Below are 23,185 nucleotides of genomic sequence, written 5' to 3' on the forward strand. Positions count from 1 at the left end.
CCCCACCCAACCCTCCCCCGCTGCGCAGGGGAGGGCTTTTTCCACCGCCCACACATCGTCATACCCCGCTGGACGCCCCCATGACCAACCTCGCCCTCGCCTTCCGTCTGGCCCGCCGCGAGCTGCGCGGGGGACTGAAGGGGTTCCGCATCTTCCTGGCCTGCCTGACGCTCGGCGTCGCGGCCATCGCCGCGGTCAATTCCGTGTCCGGCGGCGTGCTGTCGGGCCTGCAGGCGGACGGGCGGGCCATCCTGGGCGGCGACGTCGCGCTGCGGCAGATCTACGCACCGCCGACCGACGAGCAGCGCTCCTGGCTGGAACAGGCCGGGCGCCTGTCGCAGTCGGTGGAGATGCGCGCCATGGCCCGCTCCGCCGACGACCAGCGGTCCACGCTGGTCGAACTGAAGGCGGTGGACAGCGTCTACCCGCTCTACGGCTCCGTGGCCCTGGTGCCGGAGGGTGACCTGCGCACGGCGCTGGCCAACCGCGACGGGCGCTGGGGCGCGCTGGTCGAGGACGGGCTGCTCGACCGGCTGGGGCTGAAGACCGGCGACACGCTGCGCCTGGGCGAGGGCGAGTTCGCCGTGCGCGGTGTCCTGACGCGGGAGCCGGACCGGGCGTCCAACGGCGCCTTCTCGCTGGGGCCGCGGGTGATGATCGGGCTGCCGTCGCTGGAGGGCACCGGCCTGCTCCAGCCCGGCAGCATCGTCTATTGGACCGCCAAGCTGGCCCTGCCGCCGGGCACCGACGTGGCGGCGTGGCAGACGGCGCTGACGGCGCGCTTCCCCGACGCCGGCTGGCGGGTCCGCGACTTCACCAACGCCTCCCCGCAGATCGAGCGCTTCATCGACCGCATGACGCTGTTCCTGACGCTGGTCGGGCTGACCGCCCTGCTGGTCGGCGGGGTCGGGGTGGGCAACGCGGTGCGCAGCCATCTCGATTCGCGCGCCCGCACCATCGCCACGCTGAAATGCCTGGGCGCGCCGGGCGATCTGGTCTTCCAGGTCTATCTGCTGCAGATCCTCGCCTTGTCGGGCCTCGGCATCCTGCTGGGGCTGCTGCTCGGCGCGGTGGCGCCGCTGGGGCTGGGGTCGCTGCTCGACTCGGTGTTGCCGGTGCCCACCCGGATCGGCGTCTACCCGAGCGCCCTGGCGCTGGCCGCGCTCTATGGCCTGCTGACCGCGCTGACCTTCTCGCTGTGGCCGCTGGGCCGCGCGCGGGAGGTGCCGGCGGCAGCGCAGTTCCGCGACGTGGTCGCCCCCGCCGGGGGCCGCCCGCGCGCGGTCTATCTGGCGGCGATGGCGCTGACCGTGGCGGCTCTGGCCGGGCTGGCCGTCGCCACCGCGCACAACAAAATGTTCGCCGCCTGGTTCGTCGGCGGCTCCATCGCCACCTTCATCGCCTTCCGCGTGGCCGCCTGGCTGGTGGTGCGCGGGGCCGCGGCGGCGGGGCGCCCGCGCCGTCCGGGGCTGCGGCTGGCGCTCGCCAACCTGCACCGGCCGGGCAACCCGACCGGGGCGGTGGTGCTGTCGCTCGGCCTCGGCCTGACGGTTCTCGTCGCCATCGCGCTGATCGAGGGCAACTTCTCCCGCCGGGTCAACGAGACGATCCCGAAGGACGCGCCCAGCTTCTTCTTCGTGGACATCCAGCCCGACCAGTTCGAGCCGCTGAAACAGATGGTCAGCGCCCTGCCCGGCACCAGCGGGTTCGAGGCGGTGCCGTCCTTGCGCGGACGGATCGAGACGGTGAATGGCCAGCCGGCGGAAAGGGCGCTGGTCAACCCCGAGCAGTCCTGGGTGCTGTCCGGCGACCGCGGCATCACCTATTCCGCCAAGCTGCCCGAGCATTCGGAGATCGTCGCCGGCTCCTGGTGGCCGGAGGACTACAAGGGGGCGCCACTGATCTCCATCCACCAGAATGTGGCGAGCGCCTTCGGCATCGGTCCTGGTGCCACCATGGGGATCAACGTCCTGGGCCGCACCATCGAGGCGACGGTGGGCAACGTGCGCGCCGCCGACTTCTCGACGCTGGCCATCAACTTCGCCCTGGTCTTCGCGCCGGGCACGCTGGAGCGGGCGCCGCAAACCTGGATCGCCACCGTCCGCAGCACCCCGGCGGCGGAGCCGGAGGTCCAGCGCTCCGTCCTGCAGCGCTTCCCCAACGTGACGCTGGTGCGGGTGAAGGACGCGCTGGACACGGTGGGCACCATGCTGGGCCACATCGGCACGGCGGTGCGCATCACCGCGGGCATCACGCTGGCCGCCGGCACGCTGGTGCTGGCCGGCGCGGTCGCCGCCGGGCACCGCCGCCGGGTCTACGACGCGGTGGTGCTGAAGGTGCTGGGCGCCACGCGGGCCGACGTGCTGAAGGCGTTCCTGCTGGAATACGGGCTGCTCGGCATCCTGACCGCGGCCATCGCCGGGGTCATCGGCACCATCACGGCCTGGGCGGTGATGACCTTCCTGATGCGCTGGGACTGGACGTTCCTGCCGTCGGCGGTGCTGACCACGGCGCTGCTGAGCACCGCCATCACGCTGGCCTTCGGCTTCCTCGGGACGTGGCGGGCGCTCGGCCAGCCCTCCGCCCCGCTGCTGCGCAACGACTGACGGGAGCGGTCAGGCCGGTTCGGGGACGCAGTCGTCGGCGACGATGCGGTTCTTGCCGGACTGCTTGGCCGCGTACATGCGCTGGTCGGCCAGATCGACCAGCCTTTCCCAGTCCACCGGGCGGTCGTGGAGGTATTCGGCGACGCCGATGCTGGCGGTCTGCAGGGTGCCGTCCGGGCGCTTGCCCAGGCCCCGCTCGTGCAGCCGCTCCACCGCGGTCAGGGCGCCCTGACGGCCGGTGTTGGGCATGATGACCACGAACTCCTCCCCGCCCCAGCGGACCAGCACGTCGGACTGGCGCAGCATGGCGCGTATCGCCTCCGCCGACCGTCCGAGCTGCTTGTCGCCCTGGTCGTGGCCGAAGCGGTCGTTGATCGACTTGAAATTGTCCAGGTCGAAGAAGATCACCGACAGCGGATGGTCCGAGCGCTGGGCGTGGGCGAACTGCAGCCGCAGAAGCTCCTCCCCAATGCGGCGGGAGAAGGCGCCGGTCAACCCGTCGTGCGACGCCTGATCGACCAGGGCCATCATGAAGTGCAGCTGGCTCATCGCCGCCAGCGTCGCCACCACCATGATGAGCACCAGCAGCCACAGGGCGCCCAGATAGGAGGGGAAGGGGAAGACCAGCGAGCCGTAAACCCCGGCCAGCATGTGCGCCGCCAGCATCGGCGTCGCGAAGGCCAGCCCCTCCAGCGCGGTCAGCGGGAAGACGCTGAGCCCCGCCACCATCACGAAGGGCAGGAAGGCGTAACCGGCGGCCACCGCCAGCGCGCTTCCCGCGATCATGTCCTCGTTCAGCATGGGGTGCGAGGCGAGGAAGAAGATCGTCGGTACCGCCAGCAGCAGGGCCAGCCCCCGCCACGCGCTGCCCATGTCGTCGCAGATCCGGTAGCCGAGCGCCAGCGCGCCGAAGGCGAAGCTGGACACCAGCCGCAGGCCGGCCAGATAGCCCCACAGCGGCCATGGGAAGATGAAGACGTCGATGACGATCCACAGCGGCGTCAGCACCGCGAACACGGCCGCGACCATGCGGACGCGGGAATGAATCAGCACGGCCCGGCGACGCTGGATGATCGGGGTGTGTCCGCCCGGATGCATCAGGTCGCGCAACTGCTCGAAGGAGAGATCGCCGCTCACCGCCTGGAATGCCCTCTCCGCGAACCGTCTGAGGAGATTAAGCGCTTGTTGATACACGCGATGCCCCCCATCGGCAACGGCAATTGCTGTGATTTCCAGGGATACGTGCGTATGCGGCGCGGCCTGTGGCATCAACGCATTTGTACGTGATTTGCCGGGACAGTCTTCCCGCCGCCCGCCGCTGTCAACGCCGGAGTGGTCATACCACTGGGGCAAAAGAACGCGGCGCGCATAAAAAAGGCCCGGCTGGAGGCCGGGCCTTTTTCACAGGTCGGAACGAAGGGACGGCGCTCAGTCCTTCAGGTCTTCCCAAAGCTCCTTCACCTTGGCGAAGAAGCCTTCGGACTGCGGATGGGAGCCTTCCTTGCCGGCGGTGTCGAACTCGCGCAGAAGCTCCTGCTGCTTCTTGGTCAGGTTGACCGGAGTCTCGACGACGGCCTGGATGTACATGTCGCCGCGCTGCTGGCTGCGCAGCACCGACATGCCCTTGCCCTTGATGCGGAACTGATGGCCGGACTGGGTGCCCGGCGGGACCGTCACCTTGGTGCGGCTGCCCTCGATGGTCGGCACCTCCACCGTGCCGCCCAGCGCCGCGGTGGTCATCGGGATCGGCACCCGGCAGTGGATGTTGGCGCCGTCGCGCTGAAAGATCGGGTGCGGCGCGATGGCCAGGAAGATGTAGAGGTCGCCCGGCGGCGCGCCGCGCAACCCCGCCTCGCCCTCGCCGGCCAGACGGATGCGCGTGCCGTCCTCCACGCCCGCGGGGATGTTGACCTGGAGGGTCTTCTCCTTGCGCAGACGCCCGGCACCGCCGCAGCTCTTGCAGGGGTCCTTGATGACGCGGCCCTGGCCGTGGCAGGCCGGGCAGGTGCGCTCGATGGTGAAGAAGCCCTGCTGGGCGCGCACCTTGCCGTGCCCCTGGCAGGTCGGGCAGGTGACCGGCTGGGTCCCCGCCGCCGCGCCGGAGCCGCTGCAGGAATCGCAGGCAACGGTGGAGGGGACGCGGACGTTGGCCGTGGTGCCCTTGAAGGCCTCCTCAAGCCCGATCTCCAGATTGTAGCGCAGGTCCTGGCCGCGGCCCGACGCGCCGCCGCCGCCGCGGCGCCCACCCATGAACTCCCCGAACATCTCGTCGAAGATGTCGGCGAAGCCGCCGCCACCGCCGCCGAAATCGAAGCCGCCGAAGCCGCCGCCGCCACCGCGCCCGTTCTCGAAGGCGCCGTGGCCGAAGCGGTCGTAGGCCGCGCGCTTCTGCTCGTCCTTCAGGACGTCGTAGGCTTCGCTGATTTCCTTGAACTTGTGCTCGGCGTCCTTGTCACCCTGGTTGCGGTCCGGGTGATACTGCATCGCCATCTTGCGGTACGCTTTTTTGATCTCGTCCGCGCTGGCGCCCTTCGCCACCCCGAGCAGCTCGTAATAGTCCTGTTTCGCCATGGGCCCCGACCGCCTTCACATACAATAGACCAATCATATCTCCGGCCCGCCACCGCAGGACGGATGACGGGCCGGACGATACTGCATGGCGCCGGGTTCTCCCGGCTGTGACACCGGAGGCAACGGGCGGCTGCCCAACGATTGCCTCCGGTTCCGAACGCTTAGGCCGACTTCTTCTTGTCGTCGTCCACTTCCTCGAAGTCGGCGTCGACCACGCCCGGCTCGTTCGGGGCGGCGCCCGCCGCACCGGCGGCACCGGCGCCCGGGGCCTCGCCCTGGCCGGCCTTGTACATGGCCTCGCCCAGCTTCATCGACACCTGGGCCAGCGCCTCGGTCTTCGCCTTCACGGCCTCCAGATCCTCGCCGTCCAGCACCGACTTCAGCTCGGCCACGGCGGCCTCGGCGGCGGTCTTGTCGGCGGCGGGGATCTTGTCGCCGTTCTCCTTGATCGTCCGCTCGGTCGTGTGGATCAGCGCGTCCGCGTGGTTGCGGGCGTCCACCAGCTCACGCCGCTTCTTGTCGTCGGCGGCGTGGGCCTCGGCGTCCTTCACCATCTTGTTGATGTCGGCGTCCGACAGGCCGCCCGACGCCTGGATGCGGATCTGCTGCTCCTTGCCGGTGGCCTTGTCCTTCGCCGTGACGCTGACGATGCCGTTGGCGTCGATGTCGAAGGTCACTTCGACCTGCGGCACGCCGCGCGGGGCCGGCGGGATGCCGACGAGGTCGAACTGGCCGAGCAGCTTGTTGTCCGCGGCCATCTCGCGCTCGCCCTGGAAGACGCGGATGGTCACCGCGTTCTGGTTGTCCTCGGCGGTCGAGAAGGTCTGGGACTTCTTGGTCGGGATCGTCGTGTTGCGGTCGATCAGGCGGGTGAACACGCCGCCCAGCGTCTCGATGCCCAGCGACAGCGGGGTGACGTCGAGCAGCAGGACGTCCTTGACCTCGCCCTTCAGCACGCCGCCCTGGATGGCGGCGCCGATGGCGACCACCTCGTCCGGGTTCACGCCGCGGTGCGGCTCACGGCCGAAGAACTGCTTCACCGCCTCGATGACCTTGGGCATGCGGGTCATGCCGCCGACCAGGATCACCTCGTCGATCTCGTTGGCCTTCAGGCCGGCGTCGCGCAGAGCGGCCTTGCAGGGCTCGATCGTGCGGGCGACCAGCTCGTCCACCAGGGCTTCCAGCTTGGCGCGGGTCAGCTTGACGTTCAGGTGCTTCGGGCCGGACTGGTCGGCGGTGATGAAGGGCAGATTGACTTCGGTCTGCATGGCCGAGGACAGCTCGATCTTCGCCTTCTCGGCGGCTTCCTTCAGGCGCTGCAGGGCCAGACGGTCCTTGCGCAGGTCGATGCCCTGCTCCTTCTGGAACTCGTCGGCGAGATAGTCGATGATGCGGGCGTCGAAGTCCTCACCGCCGAGGAAGGTGTCGCCGTTGGTCGACTTCACCTCGAACACGCCGTCGCCGATCTCCAGCACGGAGACGTCGAAGGTGCCGCCGCCGAGGTCGTACACGGCGATGGTGCCGGCGCCCTTCTTCTCCATGCCGTAGGCCAGGGCGGCCGCCGTCGGCTCGTTGATGATGCGCAGCACTTCCAGGCCGGCGATCTTGCCGGCGTCCTTGGTCGCCTGGCGCTGGCTGTCGTTGAAGTAGGCCGGGACGGTGATGACCGCCTGGGTCACCTTCTCGCCCAGATAGTTCTCAGCCGTCTCCTTCATCTTCTGCAGGATGAAGGCGCTGATCTGCGACGGGCTGTACTTCTTGCCGACGGCTTCCACCCAGGCGTCGCCGTTGTCGCCGGGAATGATCTTGTAGGGGACGAGGCCCTGGTCCTTCTTGGTCAGCGGATCGTCGTAGCGGCGGCCGATCAGACGCTTGATCGCGAAGAGGGTGTTCTCGGGGTTCGTCACCGCCTGACGCTTGGCCGGCTGGCCGACCAGACGCTCCGCGTTCTGCGCGAAGGCGACCATGGACGGCGTGGTGCGCGTGCCTTCGGCGTTCTCGATCACCTTGGCGCTGGAGCCTTCCATGACGGCCACGCAGGAGTTCGTGGTGCCGAGGTCGATGCCAATGACTTTGCTCATGTTCAGCCTCTGTTGTTCGGCAGATGCGTGGCGGCCCGTTTGGTCCGGCACCGCCGCGATCCCCTTGGGGTCGGTGGAACGGTTGGGTGGATTCACGTCTGTCGCCGGAGATATAGGCAGGTGCGTTTCGGGCTGCAACGTCCTGGTCAATCCGCCAACCGTCAAAAGACCAAAAGGTGACGCGCACGCCGGGGCATATCGTCGCGCCTGCGGCTTCGCGCCGCAAGTGAATACTGGGGTATTCAGAAGCATAAGGCGTGCAGCCGCCTTCCTTTATCCCCTGACCGTGCCGGAAGCGGTCTGTTACAGGGCTTTAACACAAGCAAAACGGTCGCAACCCAGCCATGTTAACTTTTCATTAACAAGTAATGGTGTGCGTTACAGTGCACAATCAATTGCCGGTTGCCTTGTTTCTTTGTTGTCCGAAGATTCTAATAGTGGAGAATCGAAGGAAATATGATATATCCCTCACTGGTCAGGGGGCCGCTCTTGCCAGCAGATATGGCTTTCCGAAGCGGGACCGTGTGCAGCATTCCATAGGGGGATCAAGATGATGGACGAACGGCGCGACATGGCTCTGGCCATCAAGTCCTGCCTCGACAGCCTTATGGACGACGCGACGAAGTGCGACCTGGACGATCTGGCGCGCTTCATCAGCCTGGCCGCCCTGGCGGCGGAGGAGGCGGCCATGGCCTTCGATCCGAAGGCGGCGCAGTTGAAGGCCCTGATGTCCGGCGGCGCCGGCCACTGCTGACCGCCGGAATCTTGATTGCCGGAATCTTGACCGCCTGAGCGCTGAACGCCTGAATGCCTGAATGCCTGAACCGGCGCGGGAACGCCGGGATTTCGGGCTCGCACGACATCAGGCCGCAAAAGAACCGGAAAAGAAAAAGCCGCCCTCGACGGGGCGGCTTTCCTGCTTGCGGAGGCAATCCCTCAGCCTTTTACAGAATCTCCGCCGCGCGGATCGCCCCGTCGAGCAGGGCCAGCGTGCCGGCGCAGGACTCGTCCCCGTCCATGACCATGGGCAGGCGGTAGCTGAACATGGCCGCCGCCGCCTTGCCGTCCCGCTCCGCCCCGACCAGCCAGAGGTAATGGGCGTCGGTGCCGCCGTCCTCCTCCGTCATCATCACCGCCTGGGCCAAGACGCCGTCGTCCCCCCACGGCTCGACAATCCGGTCGCTGGCGCGCTGGTCGTCGGGGCGCACGAAGCGCAGCGCCATCTCGCGCAGCACCGCCACCGCACCGTCCGGCCCGTCCTTGGGCGCCACCCGGTCGGTGACCAGCCGCAGCACGCCCCCCGCCGGGGCCGGCGGGTGGAAGGCGGCCACGGCGTGGCCCTCATGCTCCTCCACCTCCGGGCGCCAGCCGTCCGGCAACCGGAACCGCACCACCCCTTCCCACTCCACGCTGTGGCCCGCACCGTTGCCGATGCTCTGACCGTCCTGTCCGCCCGTCACGGCATCCTCCCCTGATCCTGTGCCCCTGATCCTGTGCCGGCACTTTAGGCCGAAGCGCCGGCGAATCCAGCCTTGATCGCGGCCCGCCGAGCCACCATGGTCCGGCGATGATCATTTCCGCCAGCTACAAGACGGACATCCCCGCCTTCTACGGGCGCTGGTTCCTGAACCGGCTGGAGGCCGGGCACTGCCGCATGGTCAACCCCTACGGCGGCCAGACCTACCGCATCGGGCTGAGCCGCGCGGAGGTCGACGGCTTCGTCTTCTGGACCAAGAATCTCGGCCCCTTCCTGCCGGCGCTGGAGGAGGTGTCGGAGCGCGGCTTTGCCTTCGTCGTCCAGTACAGCATCACCGGCCTGCCCACTGCGCTGGAGCGCTCCGTCCCCGACGCGGAGCGTGCGGTGGAGCATATGGCCCGGCTGCGCGACCGCTGGGGGCCGCGCGCCGCCGTCTGGCGCTACGACCCCATCGTCACAGCAGACGCCATACCGCCGTCCTGGCACCGCGAGACCTTCGCCCGGCTGGCCGGCCGGATGCGCGGCCTGACCGACGAGGCGGTGGTGTCCTTCCTCCAGCCCTACCGCAAGACGGCGCGCAATCTGGACGCCGCCGGTGTGCCCTGGCGCGACCCGGACCCTGAGGAGAAGCGCGCCCTGCTGGCCGATCTGGCCGGCATCGCCGCGGATCACGGCATGACGCTGACGCTGTGCACCCAGCCGGAACTGGCCGGTGTTCCCGGCACGGCGCCGGCCCGCTGCGTCGACGCGCAACGGCTGTCCGACGTCGCCGGGCGGCCCGTCGCGGCCAGGGAGAAAGGCAACCGCCCCGGCTGCCTGTGCGCGGAAAGCCGCGACATCGGGGATTACGACACCTGCCCGCACGGCTGCGTCTACTGCTACGCCGTCGCCAACCGCGCCACGGCGCAACGGCGCTTTGCCGCCCACGACCCGACGGGGGAGTTTCTGTTCACGCGGGAACGGGCGGGGTAAGGCCCCCAGCCCGCCGTCTCGGCGCCCTCCGGGTTACGGGCAGACCTTCTTCACGGTCTCGACCAGCTTGTCCGGGTTGAAGGGCTTGACCAGCCAGCCGGTGGCCCCGGCCTCGCGGCCGGCGGTCTTCTTGGCGGGGTCGGCCTCGGTGGTCAGCAGCAGGACGGGGGTCGCGCGGTTGAGCGCGCTGCCGCGGATGGCCCGGGTCAGGGCCAGACCGTCCATGCCCGGCATGTTCAGGTCGGTGATGATGCAGTCGAACTTCTGACGGTTGACCTCCGCCAGACCGGCGGTGCCGTCCGCCGCCTCGGTGACGCCATAGCCGGCGTTGCGCAGCGTGAAGGCGACCATGTCGCGGATGGTCTTGGAATCGTCGACGGTCAGAATGGTCTTGGCCACGGGTCCGGTTCCCTGAATGAGCGGCCGCCCGGAACGGGCAATTCACGGGGCGCCGCGAGACTCCCCGACGCGGATCGGGGTTCCGATGCGAATAGGCGAAGGACCAGCCCGGCGCAAGCCCTTCGGTACGCAAAGGATCGCGGGTGGACACTCATTCGGAAACCGCCGGACGAAAAAAAAGCGGCGCGGCGGACCATGCCGCCGCGCCGCCGCAAGAGACGTGCCGCCTGCCATCCGGAGAGCGGCCGTTCCATCCCTCCAGAGGAGGGTCGGGCTATTCGTCCAAAGGACGGTCAGGCTTTCGTATCGACGTGCTGGCCGCCCATTTCGTGAGGACCGGCCTTGGCGACGCCCACCATGGCCTCGCGCAGCAGGCGGCCGTGGATGGTGTAGCCGGGCTGGAGCACCTGCACGACGGTCCCGGCGGGCTTGCCGGTGTTCTCGATCTCGAACATCACCTGATGGAAGTTCGGGTCGAACAGCTCGCCGGTCGGGTCGATCTTCTTGATGCCCGCACGCTCGAAGGCGGAGATGAGCTGGCGCTCCGTCGCCTCCACGCCCACGGAGAGGCCCTTCAGCACGTCGTCGTTCTCGCGGCCCTCGGCGGGGACGGCCTCCAGCGCGCGGCGGAGGTTGTCGGCCACCGTCACCAGCTCCTTGGCGAAGCTGGACACGGCGAACTTGCTGGCGTCCTCGCGGTCGCGCTGGGCGCGGCGGCGGGTGTTCTCCACCTCGGCCATCTGGCGCAGGAGCTGGTCCTTCAGGCCGGCAACCTCGGCCTCAAGCTGGGCCACGCGATCCCCGGCACCGGCGTCCGCAGCCTTGTCCTGGGCGGCCTTGTCCTGGGCAGCCTTGTCCTGGACGGCTTCGGTCTGCTCCACCTCGGCTTCGGCGGGCTTGTTCTGCTCTTCGCTCATGGCTCTCTCGTTGTCGTCTTGGGTCGTCGTCTGATGGGGGATGGGTGAAGCATTGCCAAGGTCGTCACACGACAGGTCGTCACCCGACAAGGCGGCTGATGACCTTGGCTGTATAATCCACAAGCGGGATGATCCGGGCATAATTGATGCGGGTCGGGCCGATCACGCCGATGGCGCCGATCACCTGCTCGCGGCTGTTCTGGAAGGGCGAGATGATCAGCGAACAGCCGGAATGGCCGAACAGCACATTCTCCGCGCCGATGAAGATCTGCACCCCGTCGCCCTTGCCGGTGGCGTCGAGCAGGCGCAGCATGGTCTCCTTGGTCTCCAGCGCCTCGAACAGGGCGCGCACGCGCTCCAGGTCCGACAGGGCAGTGACGTCCTCCAGCAGCTTCGCCTGGCCGCGCACGATGAGCTGGCCGCTGCTCTGCCCGCCGCTGCCCGCCCAGGTGGCAAGACCGGCGGAGACCACACGCTGCGACAATTCGTCCAGCTCGGTCTTCTGGTCCTCGATCTCGCGCAGCACGGCCTGCCGCGCCTCGTCCAGCGTGCGACCGACCAGCTTCGCGCTGAGGAAGTTCGACACCATCTGCAGCGTCGCGGCGGGCACGCCGACCGGAACTTCGATGACGCGGTTTTCGACCAGCCCGTCCTCGTTGACCAGCACGACCAGCGCCCGGCCGGGGGCCAGCGAGACAAACTCGATGTGCTTCAGCGGCCGGTCGGTCTTCGGCGCCACCACCAGCCCGGCGCAGTGCGACAGGCCGGACAGCAGGGTGGAGGCCTCGCCCAGCACGTCCTGCAGCGACCGCCCGGAGGAGGCGCATTTGGCCTCGATGGAGCCGCGCTCGTCCTCGCTCAGGCTGCCGATCTCCAGCAGGCCGTTGACGAACAGGCGCAGCCCGGCCTCGGTCGGAATGCGGCCGGCGGAGGTGTGGGGGGCGTAGAGCAGCCCCTGCTCCTCCAGGTCGGCCATGACGTTGCGGATGGTCGCGGGCGACAGGGCCATGCCGAGCCTCCGCGAGATCGTGCGCGAGCCCACCGGCTCGCCGGTCGCCACATAGGCGTCGACGATCAGCCGGAAGATCTCGCGGGACCGTTGGTTCAGCTCGGTGATCATGGCGGGGCGGGGACCGGACGATGCTGTTGGGGCACGGATAAGGGGCGTCCCGAATTTAGGCAGGTGTCCGCGCCGAATCAACGTGCGCCCCGGTTGCGCGCTGGACGGCGGGGGCGGCGGACGCTAGCTTGCCGCCGATTTCAACAGATTCGCGGATCATGCCCGATGCGTCCCTCCGGCCGCGCCCACGACCAGTTGCGCACCATTTCCCTTGAGCCCCATTTCAGCAAGCACGCCGAGGGGTCCTGCCTGGTGCGGTTCGGCGACACGCACGTCCTGTGCACCGCCAGCGTGGACGAGGGCGTTCCCCGCTTCCTGAAGAACACCGGCCTCGGCTGGGTCACCGCCGAATACGGCATGCTGCCGCGCTCCACCCACAGCCGCACCGACCGCGAGGCCGCCAAGGGCAAGCAGTCGGGTCGCACCCAGGAGATCCAGCGCCTGATCGGCCGCGCGCTGCGCGCCGTCACCGACCGCGCCGCCATGGGCGAGAAGCAGATCAAGATCGACTGCGACGTCATCCAGGCCGACGGCGGCACCCGCACCGCCGCCATCACCGGCAGCTTCGTCGCCCTGCATCTGGCCTTCCAGCATCTGATGCAGATCGGCGCGCTCAAGACCATGCCGCTGACCGACCATGTGGCCGCCGTCTCCTGCGGCATCTACAAGAACACCAGCGTCCTCGATCTCGACTACGCCGAGGATTCGACGGCCCAGGCCGACGCCAACTTCGTGCTGACCGGCAACGGCGGCATCGTCGAGGTGCAGGGCACCGCCGAGGAGCGCCCTTTCGCCGAGCCGCAGTTCATGGAGTTGCTGGCGCTGGCCCGCAAGGGCATCAACGAGCTGGTGGCCTTGCAGAAGGCGGCGATCGCGGTGAAGTAAAGGCGCGGTTGCGCTTGCCCCCACCCTGACCCTCCCCCGCTTTCGCAGGGGAGGGGAAATCGGCCCTCCCCTGCGAAGCGGGGGAGGGAGGGACCCGCGAAGCGGGAGGGTGGGCGCAACGGTTTGTGACAGAAGGAGCTCCCCATGACCACGCCTCCCCGCCGCTTCACGGGCGGCACGCTGGTGATCGCCAGCCACAACAAGGGCAAGGTCCGCGAGATCGCGGCGCTGCTCGGCCCCTACGCCGCCTCCTTCGTGTCCGCGGGCGAGCTTGGCCTGCCCGAGCCGGAGGAGACGGGGACCAGCTTCGTCGCGAACGCCGAGCTGAAGGCCCTGGCCGCCGCCAAGGCCGGCCATGTCGCCCTGGCCGACGACAGCGGGATGGTGGTGCCGGCGCTGAACGGCGACCCCGGCATCTACTCCGCCCGCTGGGCCGGTCCGGAAAAGGACTTCCAGATGGCCATGGGCAAGGTCGAGGACGGGTTGAAGGGCCAGACCGACCGCAGCGCCTGGTTCGTCTGCGCCCTGTCGCTCGCCTGGCCGGATGGCCATGTCGAGACGGTCGAGGGCCGCTGCCCCGGCACCCTGGTCTGGCCGCCGCGCGGCGAGCATGGTTTCGGTTACGATCCGATGTTCAGGCCGGACGGCTACGACATCACCTTCGGCGAGATGGACCCGGCCAGGAAGCATGAGATGAGCCACCGGGCCGACGCCTTCCGCCAGCTTGTGGAGCGATGCTTCAAGTGACTCCTGATCCTGGCTTCGGGATCTACATCCACTGGCCCTTCTGCAAGGCGAAGTGCCCGTACTGCGACTTCAACAGCCACGTCCGCGACCGGGTCGAGCATGACCGCTGGCGCGCCGCGCTGGTGCGGGAGCTGGATCATTACGCGGACGCAACGACCGGCCGCCGGGTCACCTCCGTCTTCTTCGGGGGCGGCACGCCGTCGCTGATGGAACCGGCGACGGTCGGCGCCGTGCTGGAGCGCATCGCCGCCCGCTGGACGGTGGGCAGCGATTTGGAAGTGTCGCTGGAGGCCAACCCGACCTCGGTCGAGGCCGACAAGTTCCGCGCCTTCCGCGCCGCCGGGGTCAACCGCCTGTCGATGGGCATCCAGGCGCTGGACGACACCGCGCTGAAGTTCCTCGGCCGCCAGCACAGCGCGGCCGAGGCGACCGGAGCCATCGCGCTGGCCGCCCGGACCTTCCCCCGCTTCAGCTTCGACCTGATCTACGCCCGCCCCGGCCAATCCGTCGCGGCCTGGGAGGCGGAGCTGACCCAAGCGCTCGACCACGCGGTCGGCCATCTGTCGGTCTACCAGCTGACCATCGAGGAGGGCACGGCCTTCTTCCCCCTGCACGCGCGGGGCGATCTGGTGCTGCCCGACGAGGATCTGGCCGGCGACCTCTACGAGGCGACGCAGAGCCTGCTCGACCGCGCCGGGCTGCCCGCCTACGAGATTTCCAACCACGCCCGCCCCGGCGAGGAGAGCCGCCACAACCTGACCTACTGGCGCTACGGCGATTACGTCGGCGTCGGTCCCGGCGCCCACGGCCGGCTGACGCTGGACGGCGAGAAATTCGCCACCCGCGCCCACCGCGCCCCGGAGATCTGGCTGGAGCGGGTCGAGCGCGACGGCCACGGCGCCGCCGCCCCCGAGCCGGTCGCCCGCGAGTCGCGCGGGTCGGAGCTGCTGATGATGGGACTGCGCCTGCGCGAGGGGGTGGCCCGCGCCCGGCTGGTCGAGGAGACCGGCCGCGACCTCGACGGGCTGGTCGATCCCGCCGCGCTGGAGCGTCTGGTGGCCGGCGGCTTCCTGGAGGTCGGCAAGGACACGTTGCGCGCCACCCATGAGGGGCGACAGCGGTTGAACGCCGTGCTGGGGGCCCTTCTGGCCTGACCGCAGGAATACCCGGAAACGTGGTGTGACAAAGGCGCCCAGTGCCCGGTGCGCCCCGCATTCTTATACATCCGTTTATAAGTTTCCTGTGACTGTCGGTCATCCTTGAAGTCCTGGCGAAGGACAAGGGCAAACAATCGCCGCTTGCCGGGACACAGGGCAGGGCAGACAGTTGCAGGCAGACATCCCATGACCCTCACGAAGCTTTCCATTCGGGCCAAGCTGTGGGCGCTCGTCGTCGCGGCTTCGGTCGCATCCTTCACCATCGCCGGTGCCGGCCTTTATCTCAATTACAGCCGAATGCACGCCGACCGTCTGGACACGCTGCACAGCATCGTGGAGACCGGGGTCACCCTGGCCACCACGCTGGAGGCGGACGCCGCCGCCGGCAAGATCACCCGCGACGAGGCGCAGGCGCGCTTCAAGGCGGCGGTGGCCGGCATCCGCTACGCCGGCGGCAAGGAGTATCTCTTCGCCCACACCATGGACGGCTACGGCTTCGCCCACGTCAACGCCAAGTTGATCGGCGCCGACGTCAAGCCGCTGAAGTCGGCCAACGGCGTCCACATGATCGTGGAGTTCATCCGCATGGTCCGCGCCACCGGCGACGGCCTGCTGGAATACGACTGGCCGCGCACGGTCGGCGGCAGCGACTTGGCGGTGAAGCTGGGCTATGTCCGCGGCTTCGAGCCGTGGAACATCTTCATCGGCACCGGCATCTTCATCGACGACATCCGGGCCGCCTTCCTGGACCAGCTCCGGACGCTGGCCTTCGTCATCCTGGCGCTGGCGGTGCCGGCCGTCGGCCTGATCGCCTGGGTCGGCACCGACATCAGCCGGGTGCTGCGCGGGCTGGGCGCCAAGATGCGCTCGCTGGCCGACGGCGACCTGAACACCCGCTTCCCCGAGGCGGAGCGCGGCGACGAGATCGGCGCCATGGCCAAGGCCGTGCTGGTCTTCCAGACCAACGCCCGCGACAAGCAGCGGCTGGAGGCCGAGCAGGCCGCGTCGGCCCAGCGCGCCGGGGAGGACAAGCGCCGCGCCATGCTGGCGCTGGCCGCCAGTTTCGAGCAGAGTATCGGCGCCGTCGTCCGCACCGTGTCCGACGCGGCGGCGACGATGGAGGAGCGCGCGGCCGAGATGAGCCGCGCCGCCGCCCAGACCGACGAGCTGGCGACCTCGGTCGCCGCGGCGACGGAGCAGACCTCCGCCAACGTGCAGACCGTGGCCGCGGCGTCGGAGGAGCTGGCCGGCTCGATCCAGGAGATCAGCCGTCAGGTCGCCGAGTCGTCGCGCATCGCCGGCGAGGCGGTGACCCTCAGCGGGCGGGCCAACGACAAGGTCGGCGGATTGGCCGAGGCGGTGCAGAAGATCGGCGCGGTGGTGCAGCTCATCAACGACATCGCCAGCCAGACCAACCTGCTGGCGCTCAACGCCACCATCGAGGCGGCGCGGGCGGGCGAGGCCGGCAAGGGCTTCGCCGTGGTGGCGAGCGAGGTCAAGGCGCTGGCCAACCAGACCGCCAAGGCGACCGAGGAGATCGCCGCCCAGGTTGCCAACATCCAGTCCGTGACTGGTGACGCGGTCGGCGAGATCCAGGGCGTGACCCAGGTCATCCTGCGGGTGAACGAGATCGCCACCTCCATCGCCTCCGCGGTCGAGGAGCAGGGGGCGGCGACCCGCGAGATCAGCCGCAACGTCCAGGAAGCGGCGGGCGGCACGCAGGAGGTGTCGGCCAACATCACCGGCGTCACCGATGCCGCGACCCGGAGCGGCGCCACCGCCCGCGACGTGCTAGAGATGTCGCGCCAGCTCGGCCACCAGCTCGACACGCTGCACCGCGAGGTCGGGGGCTTCCTTCAGCAACTCCGCGCGGCGTAAGGTGGGGTGAACGGTCCGGAAAAGGGGTTGGGATGCGCATCAGTCTGGTGGTGGCCGCGGCGCGCAACGGCGTGATCGGCCGCGACGGCACCCTGCCCTGGTCCCTGCCCGGCGACCTCAAGCGCTTCCGGGAGCTGACGATGGGCAAGCCGGTCCTGATGGGCCGGCGCACCTGGGAGTCGCTGCCCTGCAAGCCCCTACCCGGCCGCGACAACCTTGTGGTCAGCCGCAGCGTCCCGCCGGGCGAGCGGGACGGGGCGCGCTGGTTCGCCGGCCTCAACGCGGCGCTGGACTGGTGCCGCGGCCACGGCGTCCCGGACGTCGCCGTGATCGGCGGCGCCGAACTGTTCCGCGAAACCCTGCCGCTCGCCGACATCGTCCACCTGACCCGCGTCGAGCGGGATGTGGAGGGCGACACCGTCATGCCGCCGCTGGGGCCGGAGTGGGTGGAGGCGGAGCGCGGCCCGCTGCTGACCGAAAACGGGCTGGATTACCGGTACGTGGACCTCGTGCGGCGCCCCGTCAGCGCTGGGGCGTGAGCGCAACGATCGACAGCCCGCCCCACAGCAGCGCCAGTCCCATGCTCACAATGGCGTCGAATCGCAAATCCACCACCTCCAGATACAAGTGCATCTGGTTCATGCTCCCAAGCACCCCGAGCGAGGGCTGGTAGCCGTTCATCATCGGGAACGCCATGACCGGCATCATCACGCCCCACACGACCATCAGCCGGCCCAGCAGATAGAATGGATCGAATGGCAGCATGTCTGTCTCCTATGAAGTAAACTCTGCATTTCGATGATTAAAACGAATTCTCTTGCATGGTCAACCGTTCATACCCGGAGGAAAGTCCGGTTATGGATCGGAAACACGCATTTGGGCTGCGGCTTCGGGCAATCCGTAAGGCGCGCGCTTTGACCCAAGAACAATTTGCCGAATTGCTCGACCGCACGACCGAGGCCGTGTCCAACATGGAACGCGGCGTCAGCCTGCCGAGCGTGGAGACACTGATCCGGCTGAGTGAGAACCTCGGCATTCCATTGCGCGAATTGGCCGACGCGCTCGATCCAGCGGTCAATGCCAACAGCAAGCGTGTGGCTTTGGAATCGGCGCTTTCAGAGCGGGCACGCCAGCTTACGACCCGCGATCTGGAAATCGCTCTGAAACAGATCGAGGCGTTTCCGAAGGGCGATTAGCTTTTCGTCTGGAACCACCGTCAGGCCATTGCAACGGCCTTGATAACCCTCGCCCCTCTGGGGAGAGGGTGGCCCGCAGGGCCGGTGAGGGGGATGTGCGTGGTGGTGCGTCCGGCAGAAGCGCAACCCCCTCACCCTAACCCTCTCCCCAGAGGGGAGAGGGGATTTCCATTTTAAATGGAATAGCTTAAGCCCCCTTGTTCTCGCGGTGGCGGCGCTCGATGGCGTCCCACAGGGTGGCCTCCAGCGCCGAGCCGTCGAGCCGGTTGATCTCCTGGATGCCGGTGGGCGAGGTCACGTTGATCTCGGTCATATAGTCGCCGATCACGTCGATCCCGACGAAGACCAGACCCTTCGCGCGCAGCACCGGGCCGATGGCCTTGCAGATCTCCTGCTCACGCGGGGTCAGCTCGGTCTTCTTGGCGCTGCCGCCGGCGTGGAAGTTGGCGCGGGCCTCGCCCTCCTGGGGCATGCGGCTGACGGCGCCGGCGGGCTCGCCGTCGATCAGGATGATGCGCTTGTCGCCCTGGCGGATCTCCGGCAGGTACTTCTGCACGATCACCGGCTCGCGGTAGAGCTGGGTGAACAGCTCCAGCAGCGAGCCCAGATTCTCGTCGTCCGGCTTCAGGTGGAAGACGCCGGCCCCGCCGTTGCCGAACAGCGGCTTGACGATGATGTCCTTGTGCTGCGCCCGGAAGTCCAGGACGGCCTGCTTGTCGCTGGTGATCAGCGTCGGCGGCATCAGGTCGGGGAAATGGGTGACGAACAGCTTTTCCGGCGCGTTGCGCACCTCCGCCGGGTCGTTCAGCACCAGCACCTTGGGCTGGATGTGCTCCAGCATGTGGGTGGCGGTGATGTAGGCCATGTCGAAGGGCGGGTCCTGGCGCATCAGCACCACGTCCATGGTCGACAGGTCGACGATCCGCGGCTCGCCCAGCGTGTAGTGGGCGCCCTTCTGGCGGACCACGGTCATCTCGCGCACACGGGCGGTCAGGACGTTGCCGGTCAGGCTGAGGTCGCGCGGGTGGTAGTGGTAGAGCGTGTGCCCGCGCTTCTGCGCCTCAAGCGCCATCATGAAGCTCGAGTCGGTGTCGATGTTGATGGACTCGATGGGGTCCATCTGGAAGGCGACGGCGAGGCTCATCCTGCGGGTCTCCGGAACGGGCTTTTGAAATGGGGTCAGTTCAGTTGGTTCTTGAGCTGCTGGATCAGCGCGGCGACCTGATGGCGGTGCCGTTCGCTGGCGGTCAGCTCCAGGAAGGTTTCCAGCGCGGCGATGGCGGCGGCGAGGTTGCCGTTGTGGGCCTCCAGCAGGCCGGTCTCCCGCCACAGCGACGCCTCGGCCGGGGCGAACAGCCGCATCGCCTCCAGCACCTCCAGCGCGCGCGGCACGTCACGGGCGGAGAGGTGGCGCAGCTTGATGTTGTTCTGGAGCCTCAACAAAATCTCGCGGTTGGACACCGTCTGGTAATGGCCGGGCTCCAGCTCCGCGGCGCTGCCGGCGGTGGCCTTCAGCAGGTCGCGCAGGTCCACGGCGGTGCGCACCTGCCCCTCGTTGAAGGGGTCGAGGATGGCGCGGGCGCCGTCGGCCTCCAGCCGCACCAGGAAATGGCCGGGGAAGTTCAGCCCCAGCATCGTCCAGCCCTGCGAACGGGCGGCGTGCAGGTACAGGATGCCCAGTGCCACCGGCAGGCCGCGGCGGCGGTCGATGACGCGCAGCAGGTTGGCGTTCTGCAGGTCGTCGTAGGTGTCCTGGTCGCCGGCGTAGCCGTGCCGCTCCACGATGACCTCGTGCAGCCAGGAGATGCGGGCCTCCAGCCCGTCGAGGGTGGGCGAGACGCGCTCCGCCAGATCGTGGGCGATGTCGGCGAGGTGGCGGCGGTAGTCGGCCAGCGCGGCGCCCGGCACCTCCAGCGCGCCCAGCGCGAGGGCGGCTTCGGCCAGATCGATCTGCTCGTCCGGCTGCTGCCCCACGCGGCGCAGGATGTCACGGGCCTCGGCGCGGCTGGTCACGGGCGGCGTCCTTCCTCTTCTTCAGCCTTCGCGTCAGGCCCGCCACGCGTCCGGGACGTGGCGCGGCCACGACCAAGGGGTAACGAGCATGACGTCGAAGCGCAAGACATAGCCGGCATAGCGGGGGTTGGCCCCCAGATAGGCGTGGGCGGCGCGGGCGAGGCGGCCCCGCTGGCGGGCGTTGACCGCCTCGTTCGCGGTGTCCCAGTCGCCGCGGGCCTTGACTTCGACGATCGCCAGAGTGTCGCCCCGCCGGGCCACGATGTCGATCTCTCCCATGGGTGTGCGCAGGCGGCTTTCCAGGATGCGGTAACCCTTCAGCCGCAGCGCCAGCCGGCAGAGCTGCTCGGCGTAGCGGCCGTAATTCTCGGCCCGGCGGCGCAGGGCGCCCGGCGCGCTCATGGTTTCCCCTCCCGCGACAGCTCCAACGCGCGGGCGTAGACGGCGCGCTTGTTCTGGCCGGTGCGGGCGGCCACGTCGGCGGCGGCGTCGCGAACCGACAGGCGGGTCAGCGCCTCGCGCAGCAGGGCATCCACGTCGGCCTCGGACGGGGTGGCCTCCTCGCCGGGCGGGCCGATGACCAGCACGACCTCGCCCCTCGGCGGGCCGGCCTCGGCGTAGTGGGCGGCCAGCTCCGGCAGGGTGCCGCGCCGCACCTCCTCGTAGAGCTTGGTCAGCTCCCGCGCCACCGCGGCCTCCCGCGCGCCGAGGATGTCGGCGAGGTCGGCCAGCGACTCGGGCAGGCGCTGCGGCGACTCGAAGAAGACGAGCGTGGCGGGAACGGTCTTCAGTTCCCCGGCGGTGGCGCGCCGCGCGCTGCTCTTGTTGGGCAGGAAACCGGCGAACAGGAAGCGGTCGGTCGGCAGGCCGGACAGCACCAGCGCCACCAGCGGGGCGGAGGCGCCGGGCAGCGTGGTGACCGCCACTCCCTCCGCCACGCACTCGCGCACCAGCTTGTAGCCGGGGTCGGAGACCAGCGGCGTGCCGGCGTCGGTGACCAGCGCGATGGACTCGCCCGCTTTCATGCGGCCGATGAGGACCGGACGCATCTTTGCCGCGTTGTGTTCATGATAGGAGACGAAGGGCGTGTGGATGCCATGGATGCCCATCAGCTTCGCCGTCACCCGCGTGTCCTCGCAGGCGATGGCATCGGCGCGGCGCAGCGTGTCGAGCGCGCGCAGCGTGATGTCGGCGGCGTTGCCGATGGGTGTGGCGACCACATAAAGGCCGGCGCCGAGTTTACTTGCGGCCCTCGGCTCGCTACCTTCAGCGTCACCAGAGACGCCGGGCCCGGAAACGGGTTCGGGCGCCGGACCGGATGTGGAGATCGTTGGTGGCACGCTTGACGACACCTTTCTCGCGCGCTTGGGGGCAGCAGGCTGCCGCCGCCCTGTTGGTCGTTGGCACGCTTTCGGCCTGCTCGACTGTAAAGGCCCCGGCGCCGCCGACTCAAGCGCCGCAAGCGCCCGTCGCCGCCGTTCCGGCCGCCCCGCAGACCTTGAAGGTGGCGATCCTGCTGCCGCTGTCCGGGTCCAGCGCCGCCATCGGGCAGGCCATGCTGGAGTCGGCGCAGATGGCCCTGTTCGATCTGGCCGGCGACCGGTTCGAGCTGCTGCCCCGCGACACCAAGGGCACGCCCACCGGTGCCGCCGACGCGGCGCGGCAGGCCATCGCCGAGGGGGCGAGCCTGATCCTCGGCCCGCTGTTCGCCGCCGACGTGGCGGCGGTGAAGCCGGTCGCCCAGTCCGCGGGCGTGGACGTGCTGGCCTTCACCAACGACTGGACCCAGGCCGGCAACGGCACCTATGTGCTGGGCTTCGTGCCCGCCGATCAGGTGACCCGCGTGGTCGGCTTCGCCCGCTCGCGCGGTGTCACGCGCTACGTCGCGCTGGCCCCGCGCAACGCCTATGGCGACGCCGTGGTCAACGCCGTGCAGGCCGCCTCGCGCCAGTTCGGCGGGCAGGTGGCGCAGGTCGAGCGCTACGATCCGGCGGTGACCGACCTCGCCCAGCCGGCCCGGCAGGTGACCCAGGCCGGCGTGCAGCCGCAGGCGGTCATGCTGGCAGAAGGCGGGCCGCGCGCCCAGGGTCTGGCGTCCGCGCTGTCCGCCAACGGGCTGAACACCCAGCAGGTCAAGCTGCTCGGCACCGGCCTGTGGGACGAGCCCGGCCTGGGCCAGGAACCCGCCCTGGCCGGCGCCTGGTTCGCCGCCCCGTCCCCGCAGAGCCGCGCCGACTTCGAGGCGCGCTTCGAGAGGACTTACGGGCGCAAGCCGCCGCGCATCGCCACCCTGTCCTACGACGCCACGGCCATCGCCGCGGTGCTGGCCAAGATGCCCGACGCGTCGGGCCGCTTCGACCGCGCGGCGCTGAACAACCCCAACGGCTTCGAAGGCATGGACGGCGTCTTCCGCCTGCGCGCGGACGGCGTCGTGGAACGCGGTCTGGCCGTTCTGGAGGTCACCCCGAGCGGTCCCCGCGTGATCGATCCCGCCCCGTCCAGCTTCGAAGTGCTGGGGCAGTGACCGCAAGGCGCTGAAAAGAGTGTTCGACCGCGGCGGCGCAATGCACGAAAGAGATTGTGTCTTGGGCCGTCGCGGTGAACCGCGAACTTAACCGTGCTGCTTCGCCAGACGGCGGGCGTTGGCGCGGACGGTGCGGTAGGCGGGGGTCATGCCGGCCTGGGTCAGAGCCGTGGCCGACTCGACCATGTAGAGCGCGGCGTGGATGCCGGCCTCGACCGTCTCGGTGACGGTGCGGCGTTGCAGTTCCATCAGGTCGACGGGGTTGCGGCACTGGCCGAGGCCGGTCACCATCACCATGGCCGCCTGAAGCTGGCCCTGCATCAGGGTCATCCAGGCCTGCTGCATTTCTCCGATGCCCTTGGCGACGGCGTGGGTGGCCTCCACCATCGCCTCCACCTTCTCGGAGCCCATCCGGACGAACTCCGGGTTGGCGAGGTCGATGGGGTTGTTCATCGCCGCCGCCATCATCGCGGTTCGGTAGCCGATCGTCTGGGCCGCCGCCACCCCCATCTCGCCCGTCTTGACGCCGGTCCGGGTCAGATCGCCCGCCACCGTCAGAAAGCGCTGCGTCGGTTCGCCGTTGCCGGCCTTGCGTCTCGCCATTCGCTCCACCTCACCAAAGGACCCGACCGGACCGGAAGG

23 protein-coding genes are annotated in these 23,185 nt (G+C 69.1%); 10 read left to right on the plus strand and 13 right to left on the minus strand.

Going from position 1 to position 23,185, the window contains the following annotated elements; all coding sequences use genetic code 11:
- The first annotated feature begins 80 nt into the window (after positions 1 to 80).
- On the plus strand, positions 81 to 2,606 hold the full coding sequence (locus Sp245p_RS00630) for an ABC transporter permease (RefSeq protein WP_014239031.1): 2,526 nt from the start codon (positions 81 to 83) through the stop codon (positions 2,604 to 2,606).
- Between the two features lie 9 nt (positions 2,607 to 2,615).
- On the opposite strand, the gene Sp245p_RS00635 is transcribed toward Sp245p_RS00630, so the two are convergent.
- The 3 genes from Sp245p_RS00635 to dnaK all read right to left on the minus strand — a co-directional run bounded on the left by Sp245p_RS00635 (position 2,616) and on the right by dnaK (position 7,510).
- On the minus strand, positions 2,616 to 3,743 hold the full coding sequence (locus tag Sp245p_RS00635) for a diguanylate cyclase (RefSeq protein WP_014239030.1): 1,128 nt from the start codon (positions 3,741 to 3,743) through the stop codon (positions 2,616 to 2,618).
- Between the two features lie 291 nt (positions 3,744 to 4,034).
- Positions 4,035 to 5,177 (minus strand): molecular chaperone DnaJ, encoded by a 1,143-nt coding sequence (gene dnaJ, locus Sp245p_RS00640; RefSeq protein ID WP_014239029.1) that lies wholly within the window; start codon positions 5,175 to 5,177, stop codon positions 4,035 to 4,037.
- Between the two features lie 161 nt (positions 5,178 to 5,338).
- A complete protein-coding gene (gene dnaK, locus Sp245p_RS00645; protein ID WP_275042717.1) occupies positions 5,339 to 7,510 on the minus strand; it encodes a molecular chaperone DnaK in 2,172 nt (723 codons plus the stop codon).
- 298 nt (positions 7,511 to 7,808) lie between these two features.
- Between dnaK and Sp245p_RS00650 the strand changes: the two genes are divergently transcribed.
- The gene (locus Sp245p_RS00650) at positions 7,809 to 8,012 is read left to right on the plus strand and encodes a hypothetical protein (RefSeq protein WP_014239027.1); all 204 of its coding nucleotides are present in this window, start codon (positions 7,809 to 7,811) and stop codon (positions 8,010 to 8,012) included.
- A gap of 190 nt (positions 8,013 to 8,202) precedes the next feature.
- Here Sp245p_RS00650 and Sp245p_RS00655 read toward each other — a convergent pair whose 3' ends face one another.
- Entirely contained in the window at positions 8,203 to 8,718 is a 516-nt protein-coding gene (locus Sp245p_RS00655; RefSeq protein WP_014239026.1) for a hypothetical protein, read from the minus strand.
- Positions 8,719 to 8,825: 107 nt separating this feature from the next.
- Here Sp245p_RS00655 and Sp245p_RS00660 point away from each other — a divergent pair, with 107 nt between their 5' ends.
- On the plus strand, positions 8,826 to 9,707 hold the full coding sequence (locus tag Sp245p_RS00660) for a DUF1848 domain-containing protein (RefSeq protein ID WP_014239025.1): 882 nt from the start codon (positions 8,826 to 8,828) through the stop codon (positions 9,705 to 9,707).
- Positions 9,708 to 9,740: 33 nt separating this feature from the next.
- On the opposite strand, the gene Sp245p_RS00665 is transcribed toward Sp245p_RS00660, so the two are convergent.
- From Sp245p_RS00665 to hrcA, 3 genes are all read right to left on the minus strand, one after another.
- Positions 9,741 to 10,106, minus strand: a complete 366-nt coding sequence (locus tag Sp245p_RS00665; RefSeq protein WP_014239024.1) for a response regulator — start codon at positions 10,104 to 10,106, stop codon at positions 9,741 to 9,743.
- Positions 10,107 to 10,399: 293 nt separating this feature from the next.
- Entirely contained in the window at positions 10,400 to 11,023 is a 624-nt protein-coding gene (gene grpE, locus Sp245p_RS00670; RefSeq protein ID WP_014239023.1) for a nucleotide exchange factor GrpE, read from the minus strand.
- Between the two features lie 79 nt (positions 11,024 to 11,102).
- Positions 11,103 to 12,143 carry a heat-inducible transcriptional repressor HrcA gene (gene hrcA / locus Sp245p_RS00675; RefSeq protein ID WP_014239022.1) on the minus strand — a complete coding sequence of 347 codons (1,041 nt, stop codon included), beginning with the start codon at positions 12,141 to 12,143 and terminating at the stop codon, positions 11,103 to 11,105.
- A 165-nt stretch (positions 12,144 to 12,308) separates the two neighbouring features.
- Here hrcA and rph point away from each other — a divergent pair, with 165 nt between their 5' ends.
- From rph to Sp245p_RS00700, 5 genes are all read left to right on the plus strand, one after another.
- Complete coding sequence (rph, locus tag Sp245p_RS00680; RefSeq protein WP_014239021.1) at positions 12,309 to 13,028, plus strand: ribonuclease PH; 720 nt, start codon at positions 12,309 to 12,311, stop codon at positions 13,026 to 13,028.
- A gap of 144 nt (positions 13,029 to 13,172) precedes the next feature.
- Positions 13,173 to 13,775, plus strand: a complete 603-nt coding sequence (gene rdgB / locus Sp245p_RS00685; RefSeq protein ID WP_014239020.1) for an RdgB/HAM1 family non-canonical purine NTP pyrophosphatase — start codon at positions 13,173 to 13,175, stop codon at positions 13,773 to 13,775.
- Positions 13,763 to 14,929 carry a radical SAM family heme chaperone HemW gene (gene hemW, locus Sp245p_RS00690; protein ID WP_041810847.1) on the plus strand — a complete coding sequence of 389 codons (1,167 nt, stop codon included), beginning with the start codon at positions 13,763 to 13,765 and terminating at the stop codon, positions 14,927 to 14,929. Before rdgB ends, hemW begins: the two co-directional genes overlap by 13 nt.
- Before the next feature lie 189 nt (positions 14,930 to 15,118).
- Complete coding sequence (locus Sp245p_RS00695; RefSeq protein WP_014239018.1) at positions 15,119 to 16,810, plus strand: methyl-accepting chemotaxis protein; 1,692 nt, start codon at positions 15,119 to 15,121, stop codon at positions 16,808 to 16,810.
- A 32-nt stretch (positions 16,811 to 16,842) separates the two neighbouring features.
- On the plus strand, positions 16,843 to 17,349 hold the full coding sequence (locus Sp245p_RS00700; RefSeq protein ID WP_014239017.1) for a dihydrofolate reductase: 507 nt from the start codon (positions 16,843 to 16,845) through the stop codon (positions 17,347 to 17,349).
- Here Sp245p_RS00700 and Sp245p_RS00705 read toward each other — a convergent pair.
- Complete coding sequence (locus Sp245p_RS00705; RefSeq protein ID WP_014239016.1) at positions 17,333 to 17,575, minus strand: hypothetical protein; 243 nt, start codon at positions 17,573 to 17,575, stop codon at positions 17,333 to 17,335. The two genes, Sp245p_RS00700 and Sp245p_RS00705, sit on opposite strands and share 17 nt — an antisense overlap.
- 92 nt (positions 17,576 to 17,667) lie before the next feature.
- Between Sp245p_RS00705 and Sp245p_RS00710 the strand changes: the two genes are divergently transcribed.
- A complete protein-coding gene (locus Sp245p_RS00710) occupies positions 17,668 to 18,006 on the plus strand; it encodes a helix-turn-helix domain-containing protein (protein WP_038530068.1) in 339 nt (112 codons plus the stop codon).
- 187 nt (positions 18,007 to 18,193) lie between these two features.
- Here the strand turns inward: Sp245p_RS00710 and gshB are convergent, their stop codons facing one another.
- The 4 genes from gshB to rsmI are packed head-to-tail and all read right to left on the minus strand — an operon-like array spanning position 18,194 to position 21,359.
- Complete coding sequence (gshB, locus tag Sp245p_RS00715) at positions 18,194 to 19,150, minus strand: glutathione synthase (RefSeq protein WP_014239014.1); 957 nt, start codon at positions 19,148 to 19,150, stop codon at positions 18,194 to 18,196.
- Positions 19,151 to 19,185: 35 nt separating this feature from the next.
- The gene (locus Sp245p_RS00720; RefSeq protein ID WP_014239013.1) at positions 19,186 to 20,019 is read right to left on the minus strand and encodes a SirB1 family protein; all 834 of its coding nucleotides are present in this window, start codon (positions 20,017 to 20,019) and stop codon (positions 19,186 to 19,188) included.
- A 33-nt stretch (positions 20,020 to 20,052) separates the two neighbouring features.
- Positions 20,053 to 20,421 carry a YraN family protein gene (locus Sp245p_RS00725; protein WP_014239012.1) on the minus strand — a complete coding sequence of 123 codons (369 nt, stop codon included), beginning with the start codon at positions 20,419 to 20,421 and terminating at the stop codon, positions 20,053 to 20,055.
- The gene (gene rsmI / locus Sp245p_RS00730) at positions 20,418 to 21,359 is read right to left on the minus strand and encodes a 16S rRNA (cytidine(1402)-2'-O)-methyltransferase (RefSeq protein WP_420867234.1); all 942 of its coding nucleotides are present in this window, start codon (positions 21,357 to 21,359) and stop codon (positions 20,418 to 20,420) included. The genes Sp245p_RS00725 and rsmI overlap by 4 nt, the downstream gene beginning before the upstream one ends.
- On the opposite strand from rsmI, the gene Sp245p_RS00735 reads away from it, so the two are divergent.
- Complete coding sequence (locus Sp245p_RS00735; protein WP_014239010.1) at positions 21,353 to 22,543, plus strand: penicillin-binding protein activator; 1,191 nt, start codon at positions 21,353 to 21,355, stop codon at positions 22,541 to 22,543. The genes rsmI and Sp245p_RS00735 overlap by 7 nt on opposite strands.
- 87 nt (positions 22,544 to 22,630) lie before the next feature.
- Here the strand turns inward: Sp245p_RS00735 and Sp245p_RS00740 are convergent, their stop codons facing one another.
- Complete coding sequence (locus tag Sp245p_RS00740; protein ID WP_014239009.1) at positions 22,631 to 23,146, minus strand: phasin family protein; 516 nt, start codon at positions 23,144 to 23,146, stop codon at positions 22,631 to 22,633.
- Positions 23,147 to 23,185: the final 39 nt, after the last annotated feature.

Source organism: Azospirillum baldaniorum (assembly GCF_003119195.2).
In the GTDB taxonomy this organism is placed as follows: Bacteria; Pseudomonadota; Alphaproteobacteria; order Azospirillales; family Azospirillaceae; genus Azospirillum; species Azospirillum baldaniorum.